Origin of the sequence: Nonomuraea sediminis (assembly GCF_018531495.1) — a bacterium.
In the GTDB taxonomy this organism is placed as follows: domain Bacteria; phylum Actinomycetota; class Actinomycetes; order Streptosporangiales; family Streptosporangiaceae; genus Nonomuraea; species Nonomuraea sediminis.
This window is the reverse complement of record NZ_JAHDTI010000006.1, coordinates 128,297-155,165: the sequence shown is the minus strand read 5'-3', so window position 1 is coordinate 155,165 and position 26,869 is coordinate 128,297. Positions and strand designations below refer to the sequence as shown.

Annotated in this window: 26 protein-coding genes; 18 read left to right on the top strand and 8 right to left on the bottom strand. The window is 70.7% G+C overall.

What is annotated here, in order from left to right:
* Positions 1-5: 5 nt before the first annotated feature.
* A complete protein-coding gene (locus KIK09_RS27705; RefSeq protein WP_250573884.1) occupies positions 6-1,043 on the bottom strand; it encodes a phenylacetate--CoA ligase family protein in 1,038 nt (345 codons plus the stop codon).
* Positions 1,043-2,089 carry an LLM class flavin-dependent oxidoreductase gene (locus KIK09_RS27700; protein WP_214322302.1) on the bottom strand — a complete coding sequence of 349 codons (1,047 nt, stop codon included), beginning with the start codon at positions 2,087-2,089 and terminating at the stop codon, positions 1,043-1,045. The genes KIK09_RS27705 and KIK09_RS27700 overlap by 1 nt, the downstream gene beginning before the upstream one ends.
* Positions 2,090-2,232: 143 nt before the next feature.
* Here KIK09_RS27700 and KIK09_RS27695 point away from each other — a divergent pair, with 143 nt between their 5' ends.
* Positions 2,233-2,661, top strand: a complete 429-nt coding sequence (locus KIK09_RS27695) for a hypothetical protein (protein ID WP_250573883.1) — start codon at positions 2,233-2,235, stop codon at positions 2,659-2,661.
* On the opposite strand, the gene KIK09_RS27690 is transcribed toward KIK09_RS27695, so the two are convergent.
* Complete coding sequence (locus tag KIK09_RS27690) at positions 2,611-3,564, bottom strand: acyl-CoA dehydrogenase family protein (protein ID WP_214322300.1); 954 nt, start codon at positions 3,562-3,564, stop codon at positions 2,611-2,613. The genes KIK09_RS27695 and KIK09_RS27690 overlap by 51 nt on opposite strands.
* An 89-nt stretch (positions 3,565-3,653) precedes the next feature.
* Here KIK09_RS27690 and KIK09_RS27685 point away from each other — a divergent pair, with 89 nt between their 5' ends.
* Both KIK09_RS27685 and KIK09_RS27680 read left to right on the top strand, forming a co-directional pair.
* Complete coding sequence (locus KIK09_RS27685) at positions 3,654-4,298, top strand: hypothetical protein (protein ID WP_214322299.1); 645 nt, start codon at positions 3,654-3,656, stop codon at positions 4,296-4,298.
* Positions 4,299-4,372: 74 nt separating this feature from the next.
* The gene (locus tag KIK09_RS27680) at positions 4,373-6,112 is read left to right on the top strand and encodes a proline--tRNA ligase (RefSeq protein ID WP_214322298.1); all 1,740 of its coding nucleotides are present in this window, start codon (positions 4,373-4,375) and stop codon (positions 6,110-6,112) included.
* Between the two features lie 880 nt (positions 6,113-6,992).
* Here the strand turns inward: KIK09_RS27680 and KIK09_RS59415 are convergent.
* Both KIK09_RS59415 and KIK09_RS27670 read right to left on the bottom strand, forming a co-directional pair.
* Positions 6,993-7,445: a ferritin-like domain-containing protein gene (locus KIK09_RS59415; protein WP_308164321.1), complete on the bottom strand. Its 453-nt coding sequence runs from the start codon at positions 7,443-7,445 to the stop codon at positions 6,993-6,995.
* Positions 7,446-7,638: 193 nt separating this feature from the next.
* A complete protein-coding gene (locus tag KIK09_RS27670) occupies positions 7,639-8,151 on the bottom strand; it encodes a twin-arginine translocation signal domain-containing protein (protein ID WP_250573882.1) in 513 nt (170 codons plus the stop codon).
* Positions 8,152-8,334: 183 nt separating this feature from the next.
* On the opposite strand from KIK09_RS27670, the gene rimP reads away from it, so the two are divergent.
* The 8 genes from rimP (at position 8,335) to truB (ending at position 16,128) form a co-directional block, all read left to right on the top strand.
* A complete protein-coding gene (gene rimP / locus KIK09_RS27665; protein WP_214322296.1) occupies positions 8,335-8,808 on the top strand; it encodes a ribosome maturation factor RimP in 474 nt (157 codons plus the stop codon).
* A gap of 13 nt (positions 8,809-8,821) precedes the next feature.
* Complete coding sequence (nusA, locus tag KIK09_RS27660) at positions 8,822-9,826, top strand: transcription termination factor NusA (protein WP_214322295.1); 1,005 nt, start codon at positions 8,822-8,824, stop codon at positions 9,824-9,826.
* A complete protein-coding gene (locus KIK09_RS27655; protein WP_214322294.1) occupies positions 9,810-10,124 on the top strand; it encodes a YlxR family protein in 315 nt (104 codons plus the stop codon). The genes nusA and KIK09_RS27655 overlap by 17 nt, the downstream gene beginning before the upstream one ends.
* A 112-nt stretch (positions 10,125-10,236) precedes the next feature.
* Positions 10,237-13,314, top strand: a complete 3,078-nt coding sequence (infB, locus tag KIK09_RS27650; protein WP_214322293.1) for a translation initiation factor IF-2 — start codon at positions 10,237-10,239, stop codon at positions 13,312-13,314.
* A 163-nt stretch (positions 13,315-13,477) separates the two neighbouring features.
* A complete protein-coding gene (locus KIK09_RS27645; protein WP_214322292.1) occupies positions 13,478-13,774 on the top strand; it encodes a DUF503 domain-containing protein in 297 nt (98 codons plus the stop codon).
* 22 nt (positions 13,775-13,796) lie between these two features.
* Positions 13,797-14,240 (top strand): 30S ribosome-binding factor RbfA, encoded by a 444-nt coding sequence (rbfA, locus tag KIK09_RS27640; RefSeq protein WP_214322291.1) that lies wholly within the window; start codon positions 13,797-13,799, stop codon positions 14,238-14,240.
* Entirely contained in the window at positions 14,237-15,268 is a 1,032-nt protein-coding gene (locus KIK09_RS27635; protein ID WP_308164319.1) for a DHH family phosphoesterase, read from the top strand. Before rbfA ends, KIK09_RS27635 begins: the two co-directional genes overlap by 4 nt.
* A complete protein-coding gene (gene truB / locus KIK09_RS27630; RefSeq protein ID WP_214322290.1) occupies positions 15,268-16,128 on the top strand; it encodes a tRNA pseudouridine(55) synthase TruB in 861 nt (286 codons plus the stop codon). The genes KIK09_RS27635 and truB overlap by 1 nt, the downstream gene beginning before the upstream one ends.
* Here the strand turns inward: truB and KIK09_RS27625 are convergent.
* Together KIK09_RS27625 and KIK09_RS27620 are read right to left on the bottom strand one after the other, a co-directional pair.
* A complete protein-coding gene (locus KIK09_RS27625; RefSeq protein WP_214322289.1) occupies positions 16,125-17,141 on the bottom strand; it encodes a TRM11 family SAM-dependent methyltransferase in 1,017 nt (338 codons plus the stop codon). The genes truB and KIK09_RS27625 overlap by 4 nt on opposite strands.
* Positions 17,142-17,160: 19 nt before the next feature.
* Positions 17,161-17,328: a hypothetical protein gene (locus tag KIK09_RS27620; RefSeq protein ID WP_214322288.1), complete on the bottom strand. Its 168-nt coding sequence runs from the start codon at positions 17,326-17,328 to the stop codon at positions 17,161-17,163.
* A 66-nt stretch (positions 17,329-17,394) separates the two neighbouring features.
* Between KIK09_RS27620 and KIK09_RS27615 the strand changes: the two genes are divergently transcribed.
* Together KIK09_RS27615 and KIK09_RS27610 are read left to right on the top strand one after the other, a co-directional pair.
* The gene (locus KIK09_RS27615; protein ID WP_214322287.1) at positions 17,395-18,324 is read left to right on the top strand and encodes a bifunctional riboflavin kinase/FAD synthetase; all 930 of its coding nucleotides are present in this window, start codon (positions 17,395-17,397) and stop codon (positions 18,322-18,324) included.
* Between the two features lie 44 nt (positions 18,325-18,368).
* Positions 18,369-18,752: a hypothetical protein gene (locus tag KIK09_RS27610; protein WP_250573881.1), complete on the top strand. Its 384-nt coding sequence runs from the start codon at positions 18,369-18,371 to the stop codon at positions 18,750-18,752.
* Here KIK09_RS27610 and KIK09_RS27605 read toward each other — a convergent pair.
* Complete coding sequence (locus KIK09_RS27605) at positions 18,712-19,263, bottom strand: TetR/AcrR family transcriptional regulator (protein WP_214322286.1); 552 nt, start codon at positions 19,261-19,263, stop codon at positions 18,712-18,714. The genes KIK09_RS27610 and KIK09_RS27605 overlap by 41 nt on opposite strands.
* 105 nt (positions 19,264-19,368) lie before the next feature.
* Between KIK09_RS27605 and KIK09_RS27600 the strand changes: the two genes are divergently transcribed.
* From KIK09_RS27600 to KIK09_RS27580, 5 genes are all read left to right on the top strand, one after another.
* The gene (locus KIK09_RS27600) at positions 19,369-20,712 is read left to right on the top strand and encodes an APC family permease (protein WP_214322285.1); all 1,344 of its coding nucleotides are present in this window, start codon (positions 19,369-19,371) and stop codon (positions 20,710-20,712) included.
* 1 nt (position 20,713) lies between these two features.
* Entirely contained in the window at positions 20,714-22,303 is a 1,590-nt protein-coding gene (locus KIK09_RS27595) for an amidohydrolase (protein WP_214322284.1), read from the top strand.
* Positions 22,304-22,446: 143 nt separating this feature from the next.
* Positions 22,447-22,716, top strand: a complete 270-nt coding sequence (gene rpsO, locus KIK09_RS27590) for a 30S ribosomal protein S15 (protein WP_214322283.1) — start codon at positions 22,447-22,449, stop codon at positions 22,714-22,716.
* Positions 22,717-23,066: 350 nt separating this feature from the next.
* Positions 23,067-25,382, top strand: a complete 2,316-nt coding sequence (locus KIK09_RS27585) for a polyribonucleotide nucleotidyltransferase (protein ID WP_214322282.1) — start codon at positions 23,067-23,069, stop codon at positions 25,380-25,382.
* Positions 25,383-25,449: 67 nt separating this feature from the next.
* On the top strand, positions 25,450-26,760 hold the full coding sequence (locus KIK09_RS27580; protein WP_214322281.1) for a M16 family metallopeptidase: 1,311 nt from the start codon (positions 25,450-25,452) through the stop codon (positions 26,758-26,760).
* Positions 26,761-26,869: the final 109 nt, after the last annotated feature.

Here is a 26,869-nt window from a genome sequence, read left to right as displayed (position 1 = left end):
CGCTCCTAGGCGATGAGGGCACGGTCGCGGCCGAGGTGGTGGCCGCGCAGGTCGTTCAGCACGCCGGGGGCGCTCGTCTCCGAGACCTCCTGCGCGATCTCCACCTCGATCGAGATCGGGGTCAGCGCCCGGATCGCCTGCTGGATCCTGGAGCGCCACATCGGGTTGCCGACCAGGCTCTCCCTGGCGAAGGTGACCGTGAGCACGGCCGCGTCCAGCGTGCCCTGGCGGCTGATCGTCAGCTCCCACGTGGACACGCCGTCGATCTTGGCCAGCGCCTTCTCCAGGCGCGGCAGCGACAGCCACACGCCGCGCACCAGCACGTCCTCGCCGACCGTGTGCGCGGGCGCGTGGAAGCCGCGCGTGACCTGCCCCGTCCGCAGTACGGCATCGCCCAGCGAGGAGTGCACGTAGGGGGTGATGACCAGCTCGCCGTCGCCCTCGACCAGCTCGTCCTTGGCCAGGGCGGCGACCTGGAGCACGCCGTCCACCAGCGGCGTCAGCGGCTGGTCCTCGGCGGTGCGCCAGGCCAGCGCGCCGCCGCTGAAGGGGCTGGCGTACACCTCGCTCACCGAGGCCTCGAACTCGCCCGCCAGGTGGGCCAGCGTCCGCTTCGAGGCGATCTCCCCGGTCAGCACGATGTGCCGCAGCCCCAGATCCAGCGGATCCAGCAGGAACTCCAGATGCAGCCGGGCCAGGAAGTCCATCGCCCCCGTCGGGGTGGCCACCAGCGTGGTCGCCTTCAGCATGGTGAGCGCGTGGTGCAGCCGCATCCGGCCGCGCGGGCCCACCGACGCCGCGGCGCCGGCCACGTCCGCGGCCGCCGTGGCCCACAGCGGTCCCGCGGGCTCCGACAGCGCCACGACGACCCTGTCGCGCTCGCCGACCCCGACGGCCTGCAGCGCGGCCCCGGTCAGCCCGGCGGCAGCCGTACGGTCGTCGGAGGCCAGCGGGAAGACGCTGGAGGCGTCGGAGGGGACGAGCAGCAGGCCGGTGGCGGTGCGCCCGGCGGCGGCCAGGTCGTCGCGGGTCAGCCAGCGCATCAGCGCATCACCTCGGTCATGAACGTGGTCATCGAGTCGACGACGTGCTCGTGCGCCAGGCCGCCCACCTGGCACTGCAGGATCAGGTCCGTGGCCCCGGCCTCGGCGATGCGGGCGACCGCCTTGCGCGAGCCCTCCACGTCGTCGACCACGACCATGAGGTGCTCGCGCAGCGTGGCCATCGCCTCCTCGGCCGGCATCCCGGCGGCCAGCTGGCCGAGCACGCGGTGGGTGGCGTGCCTGGCGTCGTAGTAGTCGGGCGGCGTGACCAGGTTGACCTGGCGCCGGATGTACCACAGCACGGCGTCGGCGGCCTCGTCGCGGGCCTGGCCGACGTACCAGGGGATCATCAGGGCGATCCGTCGCGTCGCCGGGTCGAAGCCGCTGTCGGCCAGGCACTGCCGATACTTCGCGATGTCCTCGGCGACGTCGTCGATGCCCTTGAGCATCGTCATCCCGAGCAGGTTGTAGCCGTGCCTGGCCGCCGCGAGGTAGCCCTCGAGCGACGTGGAAGCCACCCACACCGGCGGGTGCGGCACCTGGACGGGACGCGGGTACACCGCCACGTCGGGGATCTCGAAGAACTCGTTGGAACGCTGGACCGGCTCGCCGTCGGCCTGCCAGATGGCCAGCGTGGCCTCCAGCGAGTCCTCCCAGATCTGCCGCGACTTCTCGAAGGGCCGCTGGAAGGCCTGATACTCCAGCGGGGACGCCCCGCGCCCCGTGCCGAACTCCACCCGGCCGCCGCTCAGCACGTCCAGCGTGGCCACCCGCTCGGCCGTCCTGATCGGCGACTGGAACGGCAGCAGCACCACGCCGAGCCCGAGATGGATCCGGGCGGTCCGCTGCGAGATGGCCGCCAGCACCAGATCGGGCGCGGAGGAGTGCGAGAAGCCCCTGGTGAAGTGGTGCTCCACGAACCAGGCGGTGTCGAAGCCCAACTCGTCGCCGAGCACGACCTGGTCGACCACGTTCTGGAACGCCCGCTGCTCGACCTCGCGGGTGCGCCCGCGGACCTCCAGCTCATACCCCAGGCTGACCCGCATCCATCCTCCTAATGAACCAAGCGCTCGCTTGGTAAGGCTACCAGTGTCAAGCACTTGCGTGAAGGGCGCGTTGACGATCAGAGTGGTTGCTCGTGAGGCGAAAGCACGCGCCGCGGCGGCCGAAAGATGGCACGCTCCCGGGCATGGGGGACGACGAACTGTCGCTCACGAGCGCGCGCCGCTACGAGGCCTTCGGCCGGGTGATGGCCGCGCTGTCGACCGAGGCCGAGTTCATCGAGTCGTGCCGCGACCTGACCTGGTGGCGCGGCTCCGACCACAGCTGGCACATCGAGTGGCGCGACGGTCCTTACGCCTCCGAGGTGGCCGCCCTGCTGGCCGAGCAGGTGCGCGACCCCGAATTCGACGGCAGCCTGGTCACGCCCGCGGGCCCCGGCGGCTCGGCCACGGCCGTGCTCGACGTCATGGGCGTGCGCTTCGAGCTGCGCGCCATCGACCCGCTGGGGCGCGACAGGGTGCGCGCCACGCCCGGCCTCTGGCGCCTGGCCGAGGCGCTGGACACCTCACGGGCCACCAACGCCCGCCACCCTTGGGAAGAGCTCCTCGGCGGCTAGCCGTTGCCTGTGCGCCCGCGGCGGGCAGAAGAGCTGGGCGTCGGAGGTGGCCCGCTTGAAGTAGCGGTGCGCCGGATGCTCCCAGGTGATCCCGATACCGCCGTGGATCTGGATGTTCTCGCCCGCCACCGTCAGATACGCCTCGGTGCAGTACGAGCCCGCGATCGCCGCGTTCGCCGGTGACAGCCAGGCCGCCAGCGCCGCCGACCTGGCCGACTCGACCAGCAGCAGCAGGTCGGCCAGCCGGTGCTTGATCGCCTGGAACGACCCGATGGGCCGCCCGAACTGGTGGCGCCGCTTGGCGTGCTCGACGGCCGTCTCCAGGCACCGCGAGGCCCCGCCCACCTGCTCGGCCGCCAGCGCCGCGATCCCCAGATCCCGCGCCCGCCCGGTCACCACCCCGGCCGGCCGTGCCTCCACCTCTTCGAAGGCGAGCTCGACCAGCGGCCTGCTCTCGTCCATCATCCGGTACGGCGTGCGTCGCGTCGGCGTGGCCTCCACCAGGTGGCCGTCGACCTGGACCAGCACGATCTCACCGTCGAGCGCATACGCTGCTTTACCGGTGAGACGTCCGTTTTTGAGTGATATGTCGGATGATGTCACCACGGTGGCTGTGACGAATCCCTCAGCGATCGCGGGCAGCAGGCGGGCCATCGCCGCCTCGTCGCCGCCTGCCTTGAGGGCTTCCACGGCCAGGACGGCCGTCTGCAGGAAGGGATGCGGCGACAGCGTCCTGCCGAGCTCCTCGGCGACGACGGCCACCTCGGCGGGTCCCGCGTCCGCCCCGCCGTACTGCTCGGGGACGGTCAGGCCCGCGACGCCCAGTTCGTGGGCGAAGGCCCGCCAGGAGGCGTCCCTGCGCTCGGTCAGGTAGGAGCGCACGACGTCGCGGAGCTCGTCCATGGGGATCACTTTAACCAAGCGATTGCTTTGTAAGGAAATGGTCAACCGAATTTTGCCCTTCCTGTAACGCGACATACTGTTGATACGGGATGAATCAGGACAACTCGCTCGAATATGCCGATTACGCCGACTACGACAGGCGGCTGCGCGGCATACAGCGGCATATCCTGATCGCCTTCTTCGCCGGGCTGGCCGTGGGCTCCACCGGCATGCTCATCGACGAGCTGGGCCTGCGCGGCATCGCCCCGTACTTCGACCCCTACGTCTACCTCGGGCTGTCCGTCTACATCGGCGCGACGGCCGCGGGCTTCTACTGGGCGCTGCTGACCACGTTCCTGTCCACGGCCGCCTCCCTCGTGGCCGGGATGGGGGTGCTGGCCTGCTTCGGGCGGCTCGACATCGACCTGGTCAACGGCGGCCCCAAGGCGATGAACCTGCTGATCGCCCTGGTCGTGTGCATGGGACTGCTCGGGCACCTGGCGCGGCGCCCAGGCCGCTGGGGCGAGGCGGCCGCGGGCGTGACGTCCGGGCTGCTCATCGTGGACGTCATCGACCGCGCCACACCGGGATTCATCGACTATGACGCGACATTCTGGCCCGTGCCCGCGATCGTGATCGGCGTGCTCGCCCTCGCGGTCGCACCCACGCTGCGCATCGGCCTCACAGGGCGGTTGAAGGCCCTGGGATATGCGCTGCTGATCATCGGGCCGGCGTACTGGCTGCTGACCCGGTGAATAATTCGCCAGACCGGGCGCGGGAACTCGATAGCCTGTAATCCTCCACATCCGGGTTCGAGCAAGGAGTAGCCGTGTTGCTGCGCATGTCGTCGTTGTTTCTTCGCACCCTGCGGGACGACCCGGCAGACGCGGAAGTGCCGAGCCACAAGCTCCTGGTCCGCGCCGGATACGTCCGCCGCGTGGCGCCGGGCATCTACTCCTGGCTGCCCCTCGGCAAGATCGTCCTGGAGAACGTCACCCGGATCATCCGCGAGGAGATGAACCGGATGGGCGGCCAGGAGGTGCTCTTCCCCGCGCTGCTGCCCAGGGAGTACTACGAGGCCACCGGCCGCTGGACCGAGTACGGTGACACGCTCTTCCGGCTCAAGGACCGCAAGGGCGCCGACTACATGCTCGGCCCCACGCACGAGGAGCTCTTCACCGACATGGTCAAGGGCGAATACTCCTCCTACAAGGACTACCCGGTCACGCTCTACCAGATCCAGACCAAGTACCGCGACGAGGCCAGGCCCCGGGCGGGCATCCTGCGCGGGCGGGAGTTCCTGATGAAGGACTCCTACTCCTTCGACCTCGACGACGACGGCCTCAAGCGCTCATACGAGCAGCATCGCGAGGCCTACATCAGGACCTTCGACCGGCTCGGCATCCGCTACAAGATCGTCTTTGCCCAGTCGGGCGCGATGGGCGGCTCGGCCTCGGAGGAGTTCCTGGCGCCCGCGCCCACCGGCGAGGACACGTTCGTGGCCTGTCACTCCTGCGGCTACGCGGCCAACGCCGAGGCCGTCACCACGCCCGCGCCCGCCGCGATCTCCCTCGAAGGCCTGCAGCCCCAGCAGGTCCTGGACACGCCTGACACCCCGACCATCGAGTCGCTGGTCAACTACGTCAACGAGCACTACGGCCTGTCCATCACCGCCGCCGACACGCTCAAGAACGTCGTCGTCTCGGTCTACACGCCCGGCGCCGACAAGCCCGAGACGCTGGTCATCGGCGTGCCCGGCGACCGCGAGGTCGACTTCAAGCGCCTCGAGGCCGCCCTCGCCCCCGGCGAGGCCACCATCTTCGAGGACTTCGACAAGCACCCCGGCCTGGTCAAGGGCTACATCGGCCCCCAGGTGCTGAAGGAGCTCGGCATCCGCTACCTGGTCGACCCCCGCGTGGCCACCGGCAGCGCCTGGGTGACCGGTGCCAACGTCCCCGGCAAGCACGCCGCCAACGTCGTCGCCGGGCGCGACTTCGAGCCCGACGGCACCATCGAGGCCGCCGAGGTGCGCGCGGGCGACCCCTGCCCCCGCTGCGGCTCGCCGCTGTCGATCGACCGCGGCATCGAGATCGGCCACATCTTCCAGCTCGGCCGCAAGTACGCCGACGCCGCCCAGCTCGACGCGCTCGGCCCCGACGGCAAGCCGATCCGCATCACCATGGGCTCCTACGGCATCGGAGTCTCCCGCGCCGTCGCGGTCATCGCCGAGCAGGCCTACGACTCGCTGGGGCTCGTGTGGCCGCGCGAGGTCTCGCCCGCCGACGTGCACATCGTCGGCACGGGCAAGGAGAACCAGGTCGAGGTGGCGGTCCAGCTCGCCGAGGAGCTCTCGTCGCGGGGCCTGCGCGTCCTCGTCGACGACCGGCCCTCGGTGTCGCCCGGCGTCAAGTTCAAGGACGCCGAGCTGCTCGGCATCCCCACGATCGTGGTCATCGGCCGCGGCCTGTCCCAGGGCGTCGCCGAACTCCGCGACCGCGCCACAGGCGACAAGACCGAAGTCCCGCTCGCCGACCTCGCCGACCGCGTGGTCGCCGCCGCCGCCTCCTAGACGCCCCCGACCGGCTACCCTGCAGCGCCCCTCGGGCTCCGCAGGCCAGACCGCCGCGTCCGCCTCTTGGGGGCTGCAGGCAGCCTCGCGCATCTCCTGGGGCTGCAGGCCGCCAGGGCGCGTCTCTTGAGGCGCCGCAGTCAGTCTCGGCGTCTCCCGGGGCACTGGGGGCAGTCTCGGCGTCTCTTTGGGGCGCTGCAGTCAGTCTCGGCGTCTCCTGGGCGCTGCGGGCTGTCGGGTGCGTCTCCTGGGGCACTGCGGGCAGTCTCGGCGTCTCCCGGGGCGCTGCAGGTTGTCGGGTGCCTCTCTTGGGGCGCTGCAGGCTGTACGGCAAGCCACCCCACCCGCCGCCCGCCGTGATGGGCGGGCGGCGCGGCTCCGGCGTTCCCCTCACAGGAGGCCTCGCACCCGCCGCCACGACGCTTCGTAACCCATCCGCCGCGGACCCTCGTCCTCGCCGCACGAGAGCGCCGAACCCCACCGTCCTGCGTCCCGCCGACGCGGCGCTTGGTGGGCCCGCCGTACGGGGCGCCGATCCCCATCGCACTACGTCCCGCCGACGCGGCGCTTGGTGGGCCCGCCGTACAGGGCGCCGATTCTCGCCGCCCCACATCCCGCCGACGCGGCGCCTAGCGAGCCTGCCGCACGGGAGCGCCGATCCCCGCCGCCCCGCGTCCCGCCGACGCGGCGCCCTGCAGCCCCACCGTTTCGCGTCTCGCCGGCGCGGTGTTCGGGGGGCTCGCCGTAGCGGGGCGCCGACTTCGCCGTACATCGTCTCGCCGACGCGGCGCCTAAAGGGGTCGGCGTCTCGTGACCGGATGGTTGGCCGCCGTACGGGGGCGACGGTTTTCGCAGTGCGTCGACGCGGTGGCTGGTGGGGCTAGCTGGTGGTGGGGTGGGTGGTGGGGGGAGGGGTTGCGGGTGGGGTGGGGGGCATGCCGGGGAAAGGGGGGATGGTGGGGTGGAAGGTGTAGGAGCGGGTCGTGGATTCTTGCATGGCGGTGGCGGCGTAGCGGCGGAGGGACGGGTCGGTGGCTGAGACCAGTTCCAGGTAGGCGGCGGTGATGCCGTTCTCGACGTGGGCCGCCAGGCGGGCCGACTGGGTGGGGGTGGTGGGGATGGTGACGTCGTAGGAGGGTTCGGCTTCCGAAGGCTTGCCGCCGCGTTGGGTGATGAGGGTGCGGAGTTGGTCGCGGCGGGCGCGGTGGGCGTCGAAGGCGGCGGTGGCGCGGGCTCGGAGGGCGCCGGTCGTGCGGGCGCCCACCAGGCCGTAGGCCCAGACGGCGGCGTGCTCGGCCGACAGGGCCTTGCGCAGCAGGTCGACGTCGCTCACAGTGCCCTCGTTTGTCGGTGAGGCGGACCAGGGTTGTGCCGTTCCGCGATAGCCAAGCGGGGCGCGCTGTACGGCCGCCGGGCGGGCGGTTGCTGCGCGGGAAGGGCTCGGGTTGCCGGGCCGGTGCACCGCGAACCAACAGACCATCTCAGGGTGGTGCTGAAATCCTCGGCCTTCCCGGCCAGGGAGGACGTCAAAGCGACCTCGGCAGGGCGGCGGCGTGGGCGGCTTCGCAGGCGCCGATGCTGGCCACGAGTTGGGCGAGCGGGGGCGAGACGTCGGCGATCTGGCGCGGGCGCAGGGCGGCGGCGCGGCGTTCGACGTCGCGCAGGCGGGTCAGCGACACCTTCGGGGGAGGCGAGGTGGTGGCTGTGGACGCGGTGGTGGGCAGCTTGCCCGCGTCGGGCGAGCGCCTGCGCAGCTCCGCCAGGTGCGCCTGGTGGCGGTCGCGGAAAGGGACGAGCTTGGCGGCGCCCGAGGAGATGAGCGCGGTGTAGAGCGCGACCGTGCGCTCCTTCTCGGCGATCAGTTCGCGCAGCAGCACCCGGTCGGGGTCCTCGGCTGGAGGGGTGACGGGCGGAGGGTGGCCCGCCGTACCGCATGCGGTCAGAGCCGCGGCGGCCGCCCCGCCTGTGAGCACGGCGCGCCGGGATGGTGGACGCGGGCGCACGGGCATGACCTCCGGGTTGGTGGACGCAGATAGCATGGTACGGGCTCGCGCCCCCGATCAGTGTCAGGCGACGCCCGCCACTCGACCGTGCCGAGTGGCGCTCTTTCTGTGCCCTCGTATAGATAGGGTGTCAACTGTCGTCGCTGGCTGTACGGCCAGGCGGCGTGGAGCCAGGGGCGAGGTCCGCCCGGCTGAGACATGACAATAAGGGAGGTCGAAATGGGCAGCGCATCACCCCGCGACCACCTGATGAAGCTCCTCGAGCCGGTCGCCGAGGCGCAGGGCCTCGACCTGGAGGACGTGAAGGTCACCCAGGCGGGCAAGAGACGACTGCTGCGCGTGATCGTCGATCGCGACGGCGGCGTGAGCCTGGACGACGTGGCCGAGCTGAGCCAGGCTGTGTCCCAGGCCCTCGACGAGGACGACTCGATGGGCCAGGGCGCCTACACGCTCGAGGTCTCCTCGCCGGGAGTCGACCGCCCGCTGACGGAGCCGCGCCACTGGAGGCGTGCCGCCAAGCGGCTGGTGAAGGTCGACATGAGAGACGGTTCCGAGGTGATCGGCCGCGTACGCTCCGCCGACGACAGCGGCGTCGAGCTCGAGGTCGACGGCGGCGAGCGCCGTATCGACTATCAGGACCTGGCCCGAGGACGGGTGCAGGTGGAGTTCCGGCAGTTGGACGCCGAGGACTGAGGGGGGAGCCTCGATGGACATCGACATGAGCGTCCTGCGCAGCCTGGAGCGGGAGAAGGACATCTCCTTCGACCTGGTCGTCAAGGCGATCGAGGACGCGTTGCTTATCGCCTATTTCCGCACCGAGGGTGCGGCCCAGAAGGCACGCGCAGAGCTTGACCGCAGCAGCGGGCACGTGACGATCTGGGCGGCAGAGCTCGACGACGAGGGCGACGTCGTCAGGGAGTACGACGACACTCCGGGCAACTTCAGCCGGATCGCCGCCACCACCGCCAAGCAGGTCATCCTGCAGCAGCTGCGCGACGCCGAGGACGAGATCAACTTCGGCGAGTTCGCCAGCCGCGAGGGCGAGCTGGTCTCCGGCGTCATCCAGCAGGGCAAGGACCCGCGGGTGGTGCTGGTCGACCTTGGCAAGATCGAGGCCATCCTGCCGCACAACGAGCAGGTGCCCGGCGAGGAGTACGTGCACGGCGAGCGCATCCGCGCCTACGTGGTGCAGGTGAAGAAGGGCCACAAGGGCCCGTCGGTCACGCTGTCGCGCACGCACCCCGGTCTGGTCAAGAAGCTGTTCGCGCTCGAGGTCCCGGAGATCGCCGACGGCACCGTGGAGATCGCCGCGGTGGCCCGCGAGGCCGGCCATCGGACGAAGATTGCCGTAAGGTCCCGCAAACCCGGCGTGAACGCCAAGGGCGCCTGCATCGGCCCGATGGGCTCGCGGGTGCGCAACGTGATGACGGAGCTGCACGGCGAGAAGATCGACATCATCGACTGGTCCGAGGATCCCGCCGAGTTCGTGGGGAATGCCCTGTCTCCCGCGCGTGTTTCCAAGGTGGATGTACTCGATCTGGAAGGGCGCGTAGCCCGGGTGACGGTGCCTGACTACCAGCTCTCGCTGGCCATCGGCAAAGAAGGGCAGAATGCCCGCCTCGCGGCGAGGCTCACGGGGTGGCGGATTGACATCCGTCCTGACACCCAAGCCGAAGATGCCGCCGGTTCCGTAGATGCGTCGACACGGTAAGCTGGAATATGGTGGTCGCGCGGCTCCACAGCGCACCTGTGTGGGCTGCAGGGTTCGTGCGGCAAAGTCCGAGCTACTCCGCTTGGTGCTGGTCGAGGATCGTGTGGTCCCTGACCTGCGCGGACGGCTTCCCGGCCGGGGTGCATCGCTGCATCTTGCCGTGAGCTGTCTGGAGCTTGCCGAGCGGCGCCGAGCGTTTCCGCGCGCGTTCCGCGTGCCGGGGCCGCTTGACGTCTCGCGTGTGCGAGCGCACCTGGAGAAGGAGAACCACGAAATGTCATGTAGGACGCCGAGTTGATGGGCGGAGTCAGATTGCTATGAGCGCCTGATGAGCACGCGGCGATGAAGACGTCAAGGTAGCGACGGTCCGGACGGCACTGCCAGCCTCCCGGGCCGAGTAAGGGAGTGCAGTGGCGAAGGTCCGGGTATACGAGCTCGCTAAGGAGTTCGGCGTCGAGAGCAAGGTCGTGATGGCCAAGCTCCAGGAGATGGGGGAGTTCGTCCGTTCGGCGTCCTCGACCATCGAGGCGCCGGTGGTCCGCAGGCTCACCGAAGCTTTGGGCGTCAAGCCCAGTAGGGGCGGCGGTCAGTCGTCCAAGCCGCAGCCGCCTAGGGCTGCGCCCCGGCCGGCGGAAAGCCAGGCCGGTAGCGGCGCCGTGGAGGCGTCGACACCTTCCGTTCCGCGGCCGGGTCCCAAGCCCGGTCCGCGTCCGGGTCCCGCGGTGGGCACCCCGCGGCCTCCGGTTCCTTCTCCGGTGCAGCAGCCCGAGGCTGCCCGCCCGGAGTCCGGTGCCCCTCAGGCACGCTTCGACAGCGGCACGCGTCCTGCCGCGCCGGGCCCGCGTCCCGGCCCTGCCGCGCGTCCCGGGCCCAAGCCGGGTCCCGCGCCGCGTCCCGGTGGCCAGGGTGCCCCCGGTGGCCAGGGTGGCGGTGCGCCGCGTCCCGGCGCGCCCGCCGGTGGCGGTCCGCGTCCAGGTCCCGGGCCCAAGCCGGGTCCGCGTGGCCCGCGTCCTGGCAACAACCCGTTCTCGTCGAACGCGAGCGGCATGGGCCAGTCGCGCCCGCCGCGTCCCGGTGACCGTCGTGACGGCGGTGGCTCCGGTCCGCGTGACCGTCGTGACGGCCCGCCGACGCCGGGCTCCATGCCGCGCCCGCCGCAGGGTCGCGGTGGCGAGGGCCGGCCCTCGTCCGGCCCGCGTCCGGGTCCGCCCGGCTCCGCAGGTCCGCGTCCCGGTGCCGGTCAGGGTGGTCCGCGTCCCGGTGGTCCGCGTCCGAACCCGATGATGATGCCGCAGGGCCGTCCTGCGGGTCCGGGTGGCGGTGGCGGCGGTGGCCGTCCCGGCGGTGGTGGCGGCGGTGGTCGTCCCGGTGGTGGCGGCGGTGGTCGTCCCGGCGGTGGTGGCGGCGGCGGTCGTCCCGGTGGCGGCGGCGGTTTCGCCGGTCGTCCCGGTGGTGGCGGCGGCGCCGGTCAGCGCACGGGCACCGGTGGTCCCGGTGGTGGCGGCGGTGGCGGTGGCTTCGCCGGCCGTCCCGGTGGCGGCGGTCGTGGCCGCGGTGGCGGCACCGCGGGCGCCTTCGGCCGTCCCGGTGGTCGTCCCGCCCGTGGCCGCAAGTCCAAGCGGCAGAGGCGTCAAGAGTTCGACAACATGTCGGCGCCGGCGATCGGCGGCGTGCAGGTCTCGCGCGGCAACGGCGCGACGATCCGCCTCCCGCGCGGTGCGTCGCTGTCCGACTTCGCCGACCGCATCGGTGCCAACCCCGCCGCGCTCGTGCAGATCATGCTGCACCTCGGCGAGATGGTGACCGCCACGCAGTCGGTGAACGAGGACACGCTGCAGGCGCTCGGCAACGAGCTCGACTACAACATCCAGATCGTCAGCCCGGAGGAGGAGGACCGCGAGCTGCTCGAGTCCTTCGACATCGAGTTCGGCGAGGACGAGGGCGACGAGGCCGACCTGGCCGCGCGTCCGCCGGTCGTGACCGTCATGGGTCACGTCGACCACGGTAAGACCAAGCTGCTCGACGCCATCCGCAAGACCAACGTGGCGGCGCGCGAGGCGGGTGGCATCACCCAGCACATCGGCGCCTACCAGGTCTCCACGGAGCACGAGGGCGAAGACCGGAAGATCACCTTCATCGACACCCCGGGTCACGAGGCGTTCACCGCCATGCGTGCCCGAGGCGCCAAGTCCACCGACATCGCGGTGCTGGTGGTCGCGGCCGACGACGGTGTGAAGCCGCAGACGATCGAGGCGCTGAACCACGCCCAGGCGGCCGACGTGCCGATCGTGGTCGCGGTCAACAAGATCGACAAGGAGGGCGCCGACCCGAACAAGGTCCGTGCCCAGCTCACCGAGTACGGTCTGGTGGCCGAGGAGTTCGGCGGCTCGACGCTGTTCGTCGACATCTCCGCCCGCGAGGGGACCGGCATCGAGAACCTGCTCGAGGCCATCCTGCTCACCGCGGACGCCGAGCTCGACCTGCGGGCCAACCCGACGATGGACGCGCAGGGCATCACGATCGAGGCCAGGCTCGACAAGGGCCGTGGTCCGGTCGCGACCGTCCTGGTCCAGCGCGGCACGCTGCGCGTCGGCGACTCCATCGTCTGCGGCGAGGCCTTCGGCCGCGTCCGGGCGATGCTCGACGACAACGGCGACCCGGTCGAGGAGGCCCCGCCGTCCTGCCCCGTCCTGGTGATGGGTCTGACGGCCGTGCCGAGCGCCGGTGACAACTTCATCGTGGTCACCGACGACCGGATGGCCCGGCAGATCGCCCAGCAGCGCGCGGCGCGCAAGCGCAGCGCCGAGATGGCGAAGTCGAGCCGTCGCCGCACCCTCGAGGAGCTGTTCAGCGACCTCGAGAAGGGCCGCGTCGACGAGCTCAAGCTCATCATCAAGGGTGACGTGTCCGGTTCGGTCGAGGCCCTGGAAGACGCCCTGCTCAAGATCGACGTCGGCGACGAGGTCAGGCTCCGTGTCCTGCACCGCGCGGTCGGCGCCATCACCGAGTACGACGTCAACCTGGCCATGGCCGACGAGAACGCCGTCATCATCGGCTTCAACGTCCGCCCCGAGCCTCGGGCGCGCGACCTGGCCGAGCGCGAGGGCGTCGACATCCGGTACTACTCGGTCATCTACCAGGCGATCGAGGAGATCGAGGCCGCGCTCAAGGGCATGCTCAAGCCCGAGTTCGAAGAGGTCCAGATGGGCACCGCGGAGGTCCGCGAGATCTTCAAGGTGCCGAAGATCGGCAACATCGGTGGTTGCCTGGTCCGCTCGGGCCTCATCGTGCGCAACAGCAAGGCCAGGATCATCCGCGACGGCGTGGTCGTGGCCGACAACCTCACCGTTTCGTCGCTGCGCCGCTTCAAGGACGACGCGACCGAGGTCCGCGAGGGCTTCGAGTGCGGTATCGGGGTCGGCTACAACGACCTGCACATCGACGACGTCATCGAGACGTTCGAGATGCGGGAGAAGCCGCGCGTGTAACCACGTGGCCGGGCGCCCGGCGGTCCAACCGCCGGGCGCCTTTCGCACGCACGCCGTCCCGGGTCCCCCCGGGACGGGTGCGGCGCGCGTACGGCGAGCTCTCCACCGCAGCTGGAGCCGGGCGCGCGTCATCGGACAACGAATCAAGCGGTGGTTGCCAACGATGTATGTGGGTGCCCTGACCCTGGACATCCTGCTCGGCGACGTTCACTCGCTGAAGCAGAAGCGCTCCGTCGTGCGTCCCCTGGTCGCCGAGATCCAGCGGCGCTATCCGAGCATCGCCGTGGCCGAGACCGGCCACCTCGACCTGCATCGCCGGGCGGAGATCGGCGTCGCGGTCGTCTCGGCCTCCGCAGGCAACTGCAAAGAGGTTCTGGATGCCTGTGAGCGGATTGTCGCCTTCAGACCCGACATAGAGTTGCTATCTGCGCGGCAGCAGCTCTACAACGACGAGGATTGAAGATCAGTAAGGGGGAGCGAACATGGTGGACGCAGCACGAGCGCGTAAGCTCGCCGACCGCATCCAGCAGATCGTCGCCGAGATGCTGGAGCGCCGGATCAAGGATCCGCGCCTGGGCTTCGTCACCGTGACCGACACGCGCATCACCGCAGATCTGCGTGAGGCCACGGTGTTCTACACGGTGTTCGGCTCCGAGGCCGAGCGGGCCGACACGGCCGCGGCGCTGCAGAGCGCCACCGGCATCATCCGCTCGGAGGTGGGCAAGCAGACCGGGGTCCGGTTCACTCCCACGCTCACGTTCAAGCACGACCCGCTGCCCGACAGCGCCCGTCAGCTCGACGACCTCATCCTCGCGGCCCGTACTCGCGACGCCGAGGTGGCCGCCCGGGCGGAAGGCGCCGCGTACGCGGGTGAGGCGGACCCCTACAAGAAGCCGGATGACGAAGAGGCGGACTCGGCGACGTGACGCCCGACGTGCGCGACAGGATCGTCCGGCCCACCGCGCGGGTCCCGGCCCAGCAGGACCGGGTCTCCGAGGCCACCTGGGGCCGGGTGGCCGACCTGATCGGGCAGGCCGGCGAGGTGGCGCTGGCCTGCCATGTCTCGCCGGACGGCGACGCGCTCGGCTCGATGCTCGCGGTCGCGCAGGTGCTGCGCGGCCAGGGCAAGCGGGTGCACGCCTCCTTCGGCGACCGGGTGTTCTCCGTCCCGCGGCTGCTGCGCTTCCTGCCGGGGCTGGATCTGCTCGAGCCGCCCGCGGCGTTTCCCGACGAGCCCGAGCTCATGCTCACCTTCGACTCCTCGACGCTGGACCGGCTCGGGCTGCTGGCGGCGAACGCGGGCAAGGCCCGCGAGGTCGTGGTGTTCGACCATCACCCCTCCAACCACGGCTTCGGCACCGTCAGCGTCATCGACCCGACCGTGGCGGCCACGGCGGTGCTGGCCGAGCAGCTCATCTACCGGCTCGGCGGCAGCCTGGACCGTGACATCGCCACGTGCCTGTACGCGGGGCTGGTGACCGACACCGGCTCGTTCCGCCACTCCTCGACCACGCCGGCCGTGCACCAGATGGCGGCGCGGCTGGTCGCCACGGGGCTGCGCACCGACGAGATCGCCAGGGAGCTGTGGGACCGCTCGCCGTTCGGCTATCTGAAGGTGCTCGCCGCCGCCCTCGAGCGGGCCGCGCTGGAGGACGACCTGGTCTGGACCTACGTCACGCACGTCGACAGGGCCACGTACGGCCTGCCGTACGACGAGGTGGAGGGCATCATCGACGTGGTGCGCCGCACCGACGAGGCGGAGGTGGCCGTCGTCCTCAAGGAGGACGACCACGGCGACTGGCAGGTCTCGACGCGGTCCAAGGGCGCGGTGGACGTGGCCGCGATCTGCTCGGCGCTGGGCGGCGGCGGCCATCACAACGCCGCGGGTTACACCTCCAGGCTCGGGGTCGAGGAGACGATGGCCGAGTTCCGCGCACTGTTGAGGAAGGCCTGATGGCGCAGAGCGGCTTGATCATCGTGGACAAGCCCGCCGAGTGGACCTCGCACGACGTGGTCGCCAAGCTCCGGCGGATCGCGGGTACGCGGCGGGTGGGCCACGCGGGCACGCTGGACCCGATGGCGACCGGCGTGCTGGTCATCGGGGTGGAGAAGGCGACCAGGCTGCTCGGGCACCTGGCGCTGACCGAGAAGGTCTACGAGGCCACGATCCGGCTGGGCGTGTCCACCAACACCGACGACGCCGAGGGCGAGGTGACCGCCACCGCCGCGACGGACGAGGTGACGCCGGAGCGGATCACGGCCGGCGTCGCCGCGCTCACCGGCACGATCATGCAGGTTCCGCCGCAGGTCAGCGCCATCAAGGTGAACGGCGAGCGGGCCTACAAGCTGGCCAGGTCGGGCGAGGACGTGGAGCTGGCCGCGCGCCCGATCACCGTGCACGCCTTCGACGTGACCTCGATCGACGGGCCCGAGATCCGGGCCGTCATCCGGTGCTCGTCGGGCACCTACATCAGGGCGCTGGCCCGCGACCTCGGCGCGGCGCTCGGCGTCGGCGGCCACCTGACGTACCTGCGGCGGACCAGGGTCGGTCCCTACGACCTGACCATGGCCAGGACCATCGACCAGCTCGCCGAGGAGTGCGCGATCCTGCCGATCGGCGAGGCGGTGTCGGCGGCCTTCCCGCGCAGGGACGTCACGGCCGAGGAGGCCCGGGTGATCTCGCACGGCGGCCGGCTGCCGTCCGCGGGCCTGGGCATCGGGCCGATCGGCGTCTTCGGCCCCGACGGGGAGCTGCTCGCGCTCATGGAGGAGCAGGGCAGGACCGCCAAGCCGCTGGCGGTCTTCGCCGGTTAGGGCTTGCGCGCCACCAGGATGTCGCGCACGATCGCCTGATCTACCCAGTGCTCGAAGTCCGGGAACTCCTGGACTTCGAGCCCGGCCGAGGCGAGGAGCTCGCCCAGGTCGTCGCGGGAGCCGCCGTAGGTGTTCCACGAGATCCCCATCGCGCCGCCGGGCCGCAGCAGTGCCGCCCAGCCGGGGATCGCCTTGGCCAGCAGCTCCAGCGGGCTGCGTGACAGGCCCGAGGAGCCGCGGCTGCCGTGCTGCACGCCGTACGGGGCGTCGGTGGCGATCACGTCGAACGAGGCAGGCTTGAAGAAGTCGCGGCTGCGCAGCGTGTCGGCGCTGACCACCGACAGGTGCTGGGTGTCGCCCGCCTTCTGCGCCTCCTTGGAGGCGGCGAAGTCGACGTTGAAGCGCCGCCCGATCACCGCCCGCTCGCGCCGCACGGGCACGGTCTCGGCGGTGTGCTTGAAGCGCTTGTTCTTCAGCCAGGTCTTCATGAAGGCGGTGTAGGCGTCGAAGTCCTTGCCGTCGACGTCCAGCCCGTAGGCGTCGTAGCCGTACATGAGCGCCTGGTTGAGGGTCGTGCCGCGCCCGCACAGCGGGTCGAACACCGACAGCCGAGCGTCGAGCGGGCGGTCGGAGGCCAGCACGGTCACGTTGAGCAGCAGCTTGGTGAAGTGCTCGTTGGTCTTGCCCGCGTACTTCTGGATCGTGATCAGGTCGCTGCTCAGCCGGTCGAGCGGCCGCATCGGCAGCGGCCTGAGCAGCTCGCCCTCGATGCCGAACAGCGCGTAGACCGACGACAGGTTCGACAGCGCCGCCACGTCCTTCTCGCCCAGCGGCGCCAAGGTCTCGAAGGTGATGTACGGCAGGCCGCCGATCACCGTCTCCGTCACCTCGGAAACCGGGCTCTCCAGCGCCCGGGCACCGAAGACGGCCAGCTCGGACCGGGTCAGCCGGACGGAGCTCTCCCCGTAGACCCGGTTGAAGGCAGGCAGGATCAGCAGCGCGTATGCAGGCATCGTGCGACCGATGTTACCGTCACCCGCTGCGCTCGAGCGCCGCCTTGATCGCCACCAGGTCGGAGTCCGTGCGGCGGGCCGCCACCATGCCCTCCACCAGGGCGTACAGTCCATTGATCCCTACGATGTCCGGGGGCGCAGGAGGCCTGCGCCGCGCGAGGTCGCGGGCAGGGCGGGCGCCTGTCACCACCCCTCGATTGGAGGGAACTGAGGGGCACATGGCAGGCTTATGGGGTTGATCCGCCACTAGCGAATGGGGCCGGGCGTGCGGGAGTCGGAAAGATCCGTCGTGATGGTCGGCGTGTTCGACGGCGTGCACCGCGGGCACCAGCGGGTGGCCGAGCGGGCGGTCGCCGTGGCGCGCGAGCGCGGGCTCCGCACCGTGGCCGTCACCTTCGAGCCGCATCCCGCCGAAGTGGTGCGGCCCGGGTCGCATCCGCCCAGGCTCACCACGCCGCGTCACAAGGCCGAGCTGCTCAAGGGGCTCGGCGTGGACGAGGTGTGCGTGCTGGACTTCACGCTGGAGCTGTCCATGACCAGCCCGGCCGACTTCGCCCAGGGCGTGCTCGCCGACCGGCTGAAGGCGGCCGCGGTCGTGGTGGGGGACAACTTCAGGTTCGGTCACAAGGCCGCCGGAGACATCGAGACGCTGCGGACGCTGGGCGAGAAGTACGACTTCGAGGTGGAGACGGTGCCGCTGGTCGACGGCGTCTCCTCCACGCAGGTCCGCGAGCTCGTGACCTCGGGTGACGTCGCGGGCGCCGCCGAGCTGCTGGGCCGGCCGCACCGGGTGGAGGGCGTGGTGGTCCGCGGCTACCAGCGCGGCCGCCAGCTCGGCTTCCCCACGGCCAACGTCGAGACGCCCCCGCACACCGCCATCCCCGAGGACGGCGTGTACGCCGGGTGGCTGGAATGCGTCCCCGTGGCCAACCTGCCCGCCGCCTACCCCGGCCAGCGCTGGCCTGCCGCCATCTCGGTCGGCACCAACCCCACCTTCGAAGGCGTCCCCCGCACCGTGGAGGCCTACGCCCTCGACCGCGACGACCTGGAGCTGTACGGCGTCCACGTGGCCGTCGACTTCGCCGCCCGCCTGCGCGGCAACACCAGGTTCGACTCGATCGAGGCCCTGATCGACCAGATCCACGCCGACGTAGCGGAGACCCGCCGCCTCACCACGGAGTGAAAACCCCTCGAAGTGCGGCCCGGAAGGGATCTACCCTGATCCGCATGGGCCACGCGAAGACCTCCTACGTCTGCCTCCCGTGCCGGGCCTCGTACAAGCAGCCCTACTCGGGCCCCGGCAGCTTCGATCGGTCGTGCCCGCGTTGTGCCGGGCCGCTGATCCACGTCGGGTCGGCCTTCGCGGCGCCGCGCAGGCGTGACACGGACGCGTGGCGCGCGCTCGCCGTCCTGCTGAACGCGGGCGTCGGCTTTCACAAGAGCTGCTGCGGCGGGCCTGGCTACCGTCCGCGCACGCTGAGCGAGGTGCGTGAGCGGATGACGTACGCCCGGCGCGCAGGGATCCCGATGGCGGCCGCCCTGACCGGCTACGATCCCGACTATTTGGCGATCACAGCGTCAGGCGGCCGAAGGCGAGGGCGTGCTCGATGACCGCTTCCCGATCGACGCCGGGCACCCCGACCACCAGCTGAGTGCTGAAGCCGTCGAGCATGGCGCGCAGCCGTACCGAGAAGTCCTCGCCCGCCTCGGGCAGGAGCGCCACCAGCGTCTCGTGCCAGGCCTGATCCAGCCGGGCCTGCGTCTCGCGCAGCTCGGGCACCGCGAGCGTCCTGCTCCACACGTCCACCCAGAGCAGCCAGCGCGGGTCCGCCTGCCCCACAGGGACGTAGAGGTCGACGTAGGCGCGCAGGCGCTCCTCGGCTGAGCCTGGCAGCGACAGCAGCGCCTCGCGGCGCGGCGCCACCTGCGTCTCGCTCCACACCAGCGTCTCCAGCAGCAACTGGTCCTTGCTGCCGAAGTAGTACAGCAGGTGGCCGCCGCTGGTGCCGAGGCGCCGGGCCAGGGCCGCCATGGTGAGCTCGGCCAGGCCGTGCTCGGTGATCGCGGACATCGCGGCCTCGAGCATCTGCTCGCGCGGCCGCTCAAGCCGCTGTCGTGCCATTGTGCGCCTCGTTCCGGTAACAGGTCTTGACGCGAACTCTACGAGAAGGGCATCTTGAATGTCATTCAAAACATTTGAACGGCATTCAAACATCTGGGAGCCGCCGTGCTCAAGCAGACGACATCCCCCAAACTGTCCCGAGTCCTCGGCCTGTTCGGCGCGGTCATGCTGACCCTGTCGTGCATCACCCCCGCGTCCTCACTGTTCATCATCGTTCCCGAAGTCCTCGCAGGTCAGGGCAGCGGCGCGACGCTCACGCTGATCGCGGGGCTGGTCGTCTCGGTCGGGATCGGCTGCTGCTACGCCGAGCTGGGCACGCTCACGCCCAGCTCCGGCGGGGAGTACGCGATGGTGCACACGCTGCTCGGCCGCTTCGCCGGGTGGATCACCTTCGGGCTCGCGGTGGCGCTGCTCGTGGTCATCCCGCCGATCATCGCGCTGGGCACCGCCGACTACCTGGCCGCACTCGTCGACGTGCCGCGGCCGCTGGCGGGGGCGGCGGTCATGCTGCTCGCCACCCTGGCCGCCGTGCTCGACGTGCGCTCCAACGCGCTGATCACCGGGATCTTCCTGGCCGTGGAGGTGGTGGCGGCGACCGTGGTGGCCGTGCTCGGGTTCGGGCACGCCCAGCGCGGCGTGGACGCGCTCGTCGTCCCCGTCGTCCCCGGCGGGTCGTTCACCGTCGGCGTGCTCATGGCGGGGCTGACGGTGACGATGTTCGCGTTCAACGGGTTCGGCACCGTGGTCTACCTGGCCGAGGAGATCAAGGACCCGCGGCGGAACGTGGCCCGCGGCGTCTTCTGGTCGCTGGGACTGGCCGCCGTGGTCATCGTGGTGCCCGCCACCGCCGCCGTGCTCGGCGTCGGCTCACTCGACGACCTGACCGACGGCACCTTCCCCGACTTCGTCAGGAGCTGGGCCGGCGACGGCGTGGCCGCCGCGGTGAGCCTGGGGATCGTGGTCGCCATCCTGAACGCGGTCCTGGTCATGGCGCTGCAGAACGCCCGCGTACTGTTCTCGTCCGGCCGCGACAGGGCCTGGCCCGAGCCGGTCAACCGCGCGCTCACCCGGCTGCACCCGCGCTGGGGCTCGCCCTGGGTGGCCACGCTGGTTGTCGGCCTGCCAGGGGTGGCCATGGCGGCGCTGCTGGCGATCGAGGATCTGCTCGGCGTCACCTCGGTGATCGTCTGCGTCATCTCGATCCTGCTCGCCGTCGCCGTCCTGCGTGCCAGGTCCGGGGAGCACGCCTCGGCACCCGCGTGGCGGATGCCGTTCTGGCCCGCCGTACCGGTCCTGGTGATCGCGGCGCTGGCCTACGCGCTGGCCGAGCAGTCGGTCGGCGACCTGCTGGTCGCCGCCGGCATCGTGCTCGCCTGCGCTCTGTACTACCTGCTCTACCTGCGGCCCAGGGCGGAGTCCCGGTGGGTCGTGACCACACCCGAGGAGTGAGATGTTCGACCTGGTCGTACGGCATGCCCGCATCCACACCGTGGACCCGGCCAGACCCTGGGCGCAGGCGCTGGCCGTACAGGACGGGAGGATCGCGTGGGTCGGCGCCGACGAGGACCGCCCGCGTGCGGCCGAGGAGATCGACGCCGGCGGGCGGCTGGTGCTGCCCGGCTTCGTGGACGCGCACAACCACGTGCGGCTGGGCTCCGACGACGACTGCGTGCAGCTGGCAGGAGCCGCGTCGCTCGAGGAGGTCGGGCGGCGGATCGCCGACTGGCGGGCGCGGCACCCGTCGGCGGAGTGGATCGAGTGCGAGGGGTTCGACTATTCGGCCCTGCCGGGACTGCCGACGGCCGCCGACCTGGACCGCGTGACCGGGGACGTGCCGGCGTTCGTCTTCAGCTACGACGTGCACACCATGTGGCTCAACAGCGCGGGCCTGCGCAGGCTCGGCGTCACCGGGGGAGAGCTGCCCTTCGGGGTGGCGCGGACCGACGCCTCGGGCAGGCCGACCGGGTTCGTCACCGAGTTCGCAGTGCGCGGGCTGGCCCGCGACGGGCAGCGGGCGCTGGCCGGTCTGGGGCTGCCGTGGGCGGGGGAGGAGCGGCGCTACCGGCGGCTGCTCGCCTCGCTGGAGATGGCCACCCGCTACGGGATCACCACGGTCGTCGAGCCGCAGAACTCGCTGGACGACCTGGCCCTGTTCGAGCGGGCCAGGGCCGAGGGGCGGATGCGCAGCCGGGTCATCGCCGCGCTGTTCCACCCGCGCGGCACCGGCGACGCCGACCTGCTCGAGTTCGCCGCGGCGGCCAGGACCGACCCGTGGTTCAGCGTCGGCCCGCTCAAGCTCTACATCGACGACGTGGTCGAGCCGCACACCGCCGCCCTGCTCGAGCCGTACGCCGGCCACGCCCACAGCGGCGAGACGTTCTACCCGCCCGAGGAGTTCGCCGGCCTGCTTGCCAAGCTGGACGCCGCCGGGTTCCAGGCGTTCGTGCACGCCACCGGCGACCGGGGCATCAGGACCGTGCTCGACGCCGTCGAGCACGCCCGCGAGGTGAACGGCCCGCGCGACGCCCGCCACCAGATCGTGCACGTCGAATGCCTGGACCCGGCCGACGTGCCGCGCTTCGCCGAGCTGGGCGTGGTCGCCTGCATGCAGCCCCGCCACAGCTCGCCCGACATCGCGGGACCCGGGCACGACTGGGCCGCGGCGGTCGGCTCCGACAGGTGGCCCAAGGCCTGGCCGATGCGCTCGCTGGAGGAGGCGGGCGCCGTGCTGGCCTTCTCCAGCGACTGGAACGTGGCAGAGATGGATCCCATGATCGGCATCTACACCGCGGTTACCCGGCGCGGACTGGCCGGCGGCCCGGCCTGGATGCCGGCCGAGGCGGTCTCGCTGGAGACCACGATCAAGGGCTACACGCTCGGATCCGCCTACGCCAACTTCCGCGACCATGATCGGGGCTCGATCACGCCGGGTAAGTTTGCCGATCTCGTGATCCTTTCGGATAATCTGTTCGAGATCCCCGTCGAGCGGATTCCAGAGGTCCGTGCCGAGACCGTAATCGTCGATGGCGCCGTCAGCTGACTCGCGATGGTAACCTTGCATGTCGGCTCTGTAACGGCGGCGCTGTACGCTGCCCTGAAGGCCTTCGTCGCGGCGACTGTAGGCACGCACGGTCGCTCGCATCCTTGAAACATTCGCGCGTGCCCGTAGCTCGAAGGAGAGCCGTGTCCCTCGACACCGCTGCCAAGAAGACCATCATCGCTGAATACGCGACGGCCGACGGCGACACCGGGTCGCCCGAGGTGCAGATCGCGCTGCTCAGCAAGCGCATCAGTGAGCTCACCGAGCACCTGAAGACGCACAAGCATGACCACCACAGCCGTCGTGGTCTGCTTCTGCTCGTCGGGCGCCGGCGCCGCCTGCTGAAGTACCTGCAGAAGGTCGACATCGAGCGCTACCGTTCGCTCATCGAGCGGCTCGGCCTGCGCCGATAGCATGGAAAGGGAGCGGCGTCCGCGTCGCTCCCTTCTCATATCGCCCGCCTACGACAACTCAACAGCCCGACCGGGAACGCCACCGAGGCGATTGGTCGGTTTGAAGGGTTTCGGAAGGACGGTATGAGGGGAGTACGGCGCGGCGTGCCGCGCCGACAACTGAAGATCCGAGACACTGAAAGCCCCCGCGTCCGTCAAGCACCATGCGACCCGCGACGCCTGCGGGCCGGTCCTCGGTAGTGGCTTCCGGGCACAGAACCGGGCGCTTCGATCGAAGACCGGCGCTGCACCTAACGAGGGTGCCGGTGAGAAAGAGGGCGCGGGAGACCGACCGACCAAGGAGGTCCCCCGTGGAGGGTGTCCACACTGCTGAAGCCGTTATAGACAACGGCTCGTTCGGCACGCGTACGATCCGCTTCGAGAGCGGTCGTCTCGCGCGCCAGGCGGCGGGTTCCGCCGTCGCCTACCTCGACAACGACACGATGGTGCTGTCGGCGACGACCGCGTCGAAGACGCCGAAGGAAGCCTTCGACTTCTTCCCGCTCACGGTCGACGTCGAGGAGCGCATGTACGCCGCGGGCCGCATCCCCGGCTCGTTCTTCCGCCGTGAGGGCCGTCCTTCCGAGGACGCCATCCTCACCTGCCGCCTCATCGACCGGCCGCTGCGCCCCTCGTTCGTCAAGGGCCTGCGCAACGAGGTCCAGGTCGTCGCCACCGTGATGGCGCTCAACCCTGAGCACCTGTACGACGTGGTGGCCATCAACGCCGCGTCCCTGTCCACCCAGCTCGCCGGGCTGCCCTTCTCCGGTCCGATCGGCGGCGTTCGCGTCGCGCTGATCGACGGCCAGTGGGTGGGCTTCCCGACGCACCACGAGCTGGAGCGCGCCACGTTCGACATGGTCGTGGCGGGCCGCGTGCTCGAGGACGGCGACGTCGCGATCATGATGGTCGAGGCCGAGTCCACCAAGGACACGCTGAAGCTGGTCGCCGAGGGTGCGGTCGCGCCCAACGAGGAGACCGTGGCCCAGGGCCTGGAGGCCGCCAAGCCCTTCATCAAGGTCCTGTGCGAGGCGCAGAACAAGATCGCCAAGGTGTCCGCCAAGGAGACCGCCGAGTTCCCCGTCTTCCCCGAATACCAGGAGGACGCCTACGAGGCGGTCGAGGGCGCGATCAAGGCCGAGCTGGCCGCCGCGCTGACCATCGCCGGCAAGCAGGAGCGCGAGACCGAGCTCGAGCGGGTCAAGGGCATCATGGTCGAGAAGCTCCTGCCCGCCTTCGAGGGGCGCGAGAAGGAGCTGTCGGCCGCCTTCCGCTCGGTGATGAAGAAGCTCATGCGCGAGCGCGTCGTCAAGGACGGCATCCGCATCGACGGCCGTGGCACCAAGGACATCCGCGCGCTGAGCGCCGAGGTCCACGTGGTCCCGCGGGTGCACGGCTCGGCCCTGTTCGAGCGCGGCGAGACCCAGATCATGGGCATCACCACGCTGAACATGCTGCGCATGGAGCAGGTCATCGACACGCTCAACCCCGAGCGGACCAAGCGCTACATGCACAACTACAACTTCCCGCCCTACTCCACCGGCGAGACCGGCCGGGTGGGCTCGCCCAAGCGCCGCGAGATCGGTCACGGCGCGCTGGCGGAGCGGGCGCTGATCCCGGTGCTGCCCACGCGTGAGGAGTTCCCTTACGCGATCCGGCAGGTCTCCGAGGCGCTGGGCTCCAACGGCTCGACCTCGATGGGCTCGGTCTGCGCCTCGACGATGGCGCTGCTGGACGCCGGTGTCCCGCTCAGAGAGATGGTCGCGGGCATCGCGATGGGCCTCATCGGCGAGGGCGACACCTACGTCACGCTGACCGACATCCTCGGCGCCGAGGACGCCATGGGCGACATGGACTTCAAGGTCGCCGGCACCAAGGACGTCATCACCGCGCTCCAGCTCGACACCAAGCTCGACGGCATTCCCGCCTCCGTGCTGGCCGGCGCGCTGAAGCAGGCCAAGGGCGCCCGCCTGGCGATCCTCGACGTGATGCAGGAGGCGATCGACTCTCCGGCGGAGATGAACCCGACCGCGCCGCGCATCATCACGATCAAGGTCCCGGTCGACAAGATCGGCGAGGTCATCGGCCCGAAGGGCAAGATGATCAACCAGATCCAGGACGACACGGGCGCCGAGATCACCATCGAGGACGACGGCACGATCTACATCGGCGCCACCGACGGGCCCTCCGCCGAGGCCGCCCGGTCCGCGATCAACGCCATCGCCAACCCGCACATGCCCGAGGTGGGCGAGCGTTACCTGGGCACGGTCGTCAAGATCGCCGCCTTCGGCGCGTTCGTCTCGCTCATGCCGGGCAAGGACGGCCTGCTGCACGTCTCCCAGATCCGCAAGCTGCACGGCGGCAAGCGCATCGAGAACGTCGAGGACGTCATGAGCGTCGGCGAGAAGATCCAGGTGGAGATCGCCGAGATCGACGGCCGTGGCAAGCTCTCGCTGGTCCCGGTCGAGGTCATCGAGAAGGAGGCCGCCGAGAAGGAGGACGCTCCTGCCGAGGCGGCGGACGAGGCGGCTCCTGAGGCCGCCGAGGACAAGTCCGACAAGCCCCGCCGTACCCGCACCCGGGTCCGCACCCGCGGTAGCGGTGAGGGAGAAGACCGCAACTCGTGAGCGAGCGTAGCGAGCGAACCATCAAACGCAGCATGACCGTTTTCACGGGGCCGACGAAGGAGGCCCCGTGAAAACCGTCACGCTGCACCCCGGTAAGGACGGAGCTGGGGTGGTCAGGCGCACCGTCCTCCCCGGTGGGCTGCGTGTGGTGACCGAGACCATGCCGACCGTGCGCAGTGTCGCGGTCGGCATGTGGGTCGGCATCGGCTCGCGTGACGAGGCCCCCGAGCACATGGGGGCCACCCACTTCCTGGAACACCTGCTGTTCAAGGGCACGGCGACGCGCGATGCCATGGAGATCTCGGCCTCCATCGAGGGCATCGGCGGCGAGATCAACGCCTTCACGGCCAAGGAGTACACCTGCTACTACGCGCGCGTGCTCGACGAGGACCTGCCGGTCGCCGTCGACGTGCTCGCCGACGTGGTGACGAGCTCGTTGATCACCGCCGACGACGTGGATTCCGAGCGGGGCGTGATCCTCGAGGAGATCGCCATGCACGACGACGACCCGTCGGACGTCGTGCACGAGCAGTTCGCGGCCGCGCTGTACGGCGACTCGCCGATAGGGCGGCCCATCCTCGGCACGGTCGAGTCGATCAACGCGCTCGGCCGTGACCGGATCGCCGAGTACTACCAGCGCTACTACCAGCCGCGCCGCACGGTGGTGTCCGTCGCGGGCAACATCAACCACGAGCAGGTCGTCGAGCTCGTCGCGCGCGCCTACGAGCGCGCGGGCGCGCTCGGCGGGCCCCTGGAGTGCGACCCGCCCCGGACCTCGGGTCCCGGTGCCGAGACCCACTCCGGGGTGTCCGTGCTCGACCGGCCCACCGAGCAGGCCAACCTGGTGCTCGGCACGACCGGCATGTCCCGCACCGACGAGCGCCGTTTCGCCCTGGGCGTGCTGAACTCGGCGCTCGGCGGCGGCATGTCGTCGCGGCTGTTCCAGGAGATCAGGGAGAAGCGCGGGCTGGCGTACTCGGCCTACAGCTACACCTCCGCCTACGCCGACACCGGCCAGTTCGGCATCTACGTGGGGTGCCTGCCGTCCAAGATCGACGAGGTGCTGAAGATCTGCCGGGACGAGGTGTCGCGCGTCGTGGAGGAGGGGCTCACGGAGGAGGAGATCCTGCGCGGCAAGGGCCAGATGCGCGGCGGTCTGGTGCTCGGCCTGGAGGACACCGGGTCGCGCATGTCGCGCATCGGCAAGAACGAGCTGGTCTACGACGAGCTGCTGTCGGTGGACGAGGTGCTGGCGCGCATCGAGGCCGTCACTCCGGACGAGCTGGCCGCCGTGGCGGCCGACGTGCTCAACCGCCCCCGCACGCTCGCCGTCATCGGCCCCTATGGCGACAAGGACTTCACCACCGCCATCAGCTGATTCTCTCGTGTGTCGTTGTACGGCGGGCCCCGCCACCGGCCGCCCGCCGTACTCCGGCCGGCGGCCCGTGTCCGGCGCTTGCGGCGAGTCGGTGCCGCTTGCCCGCCGT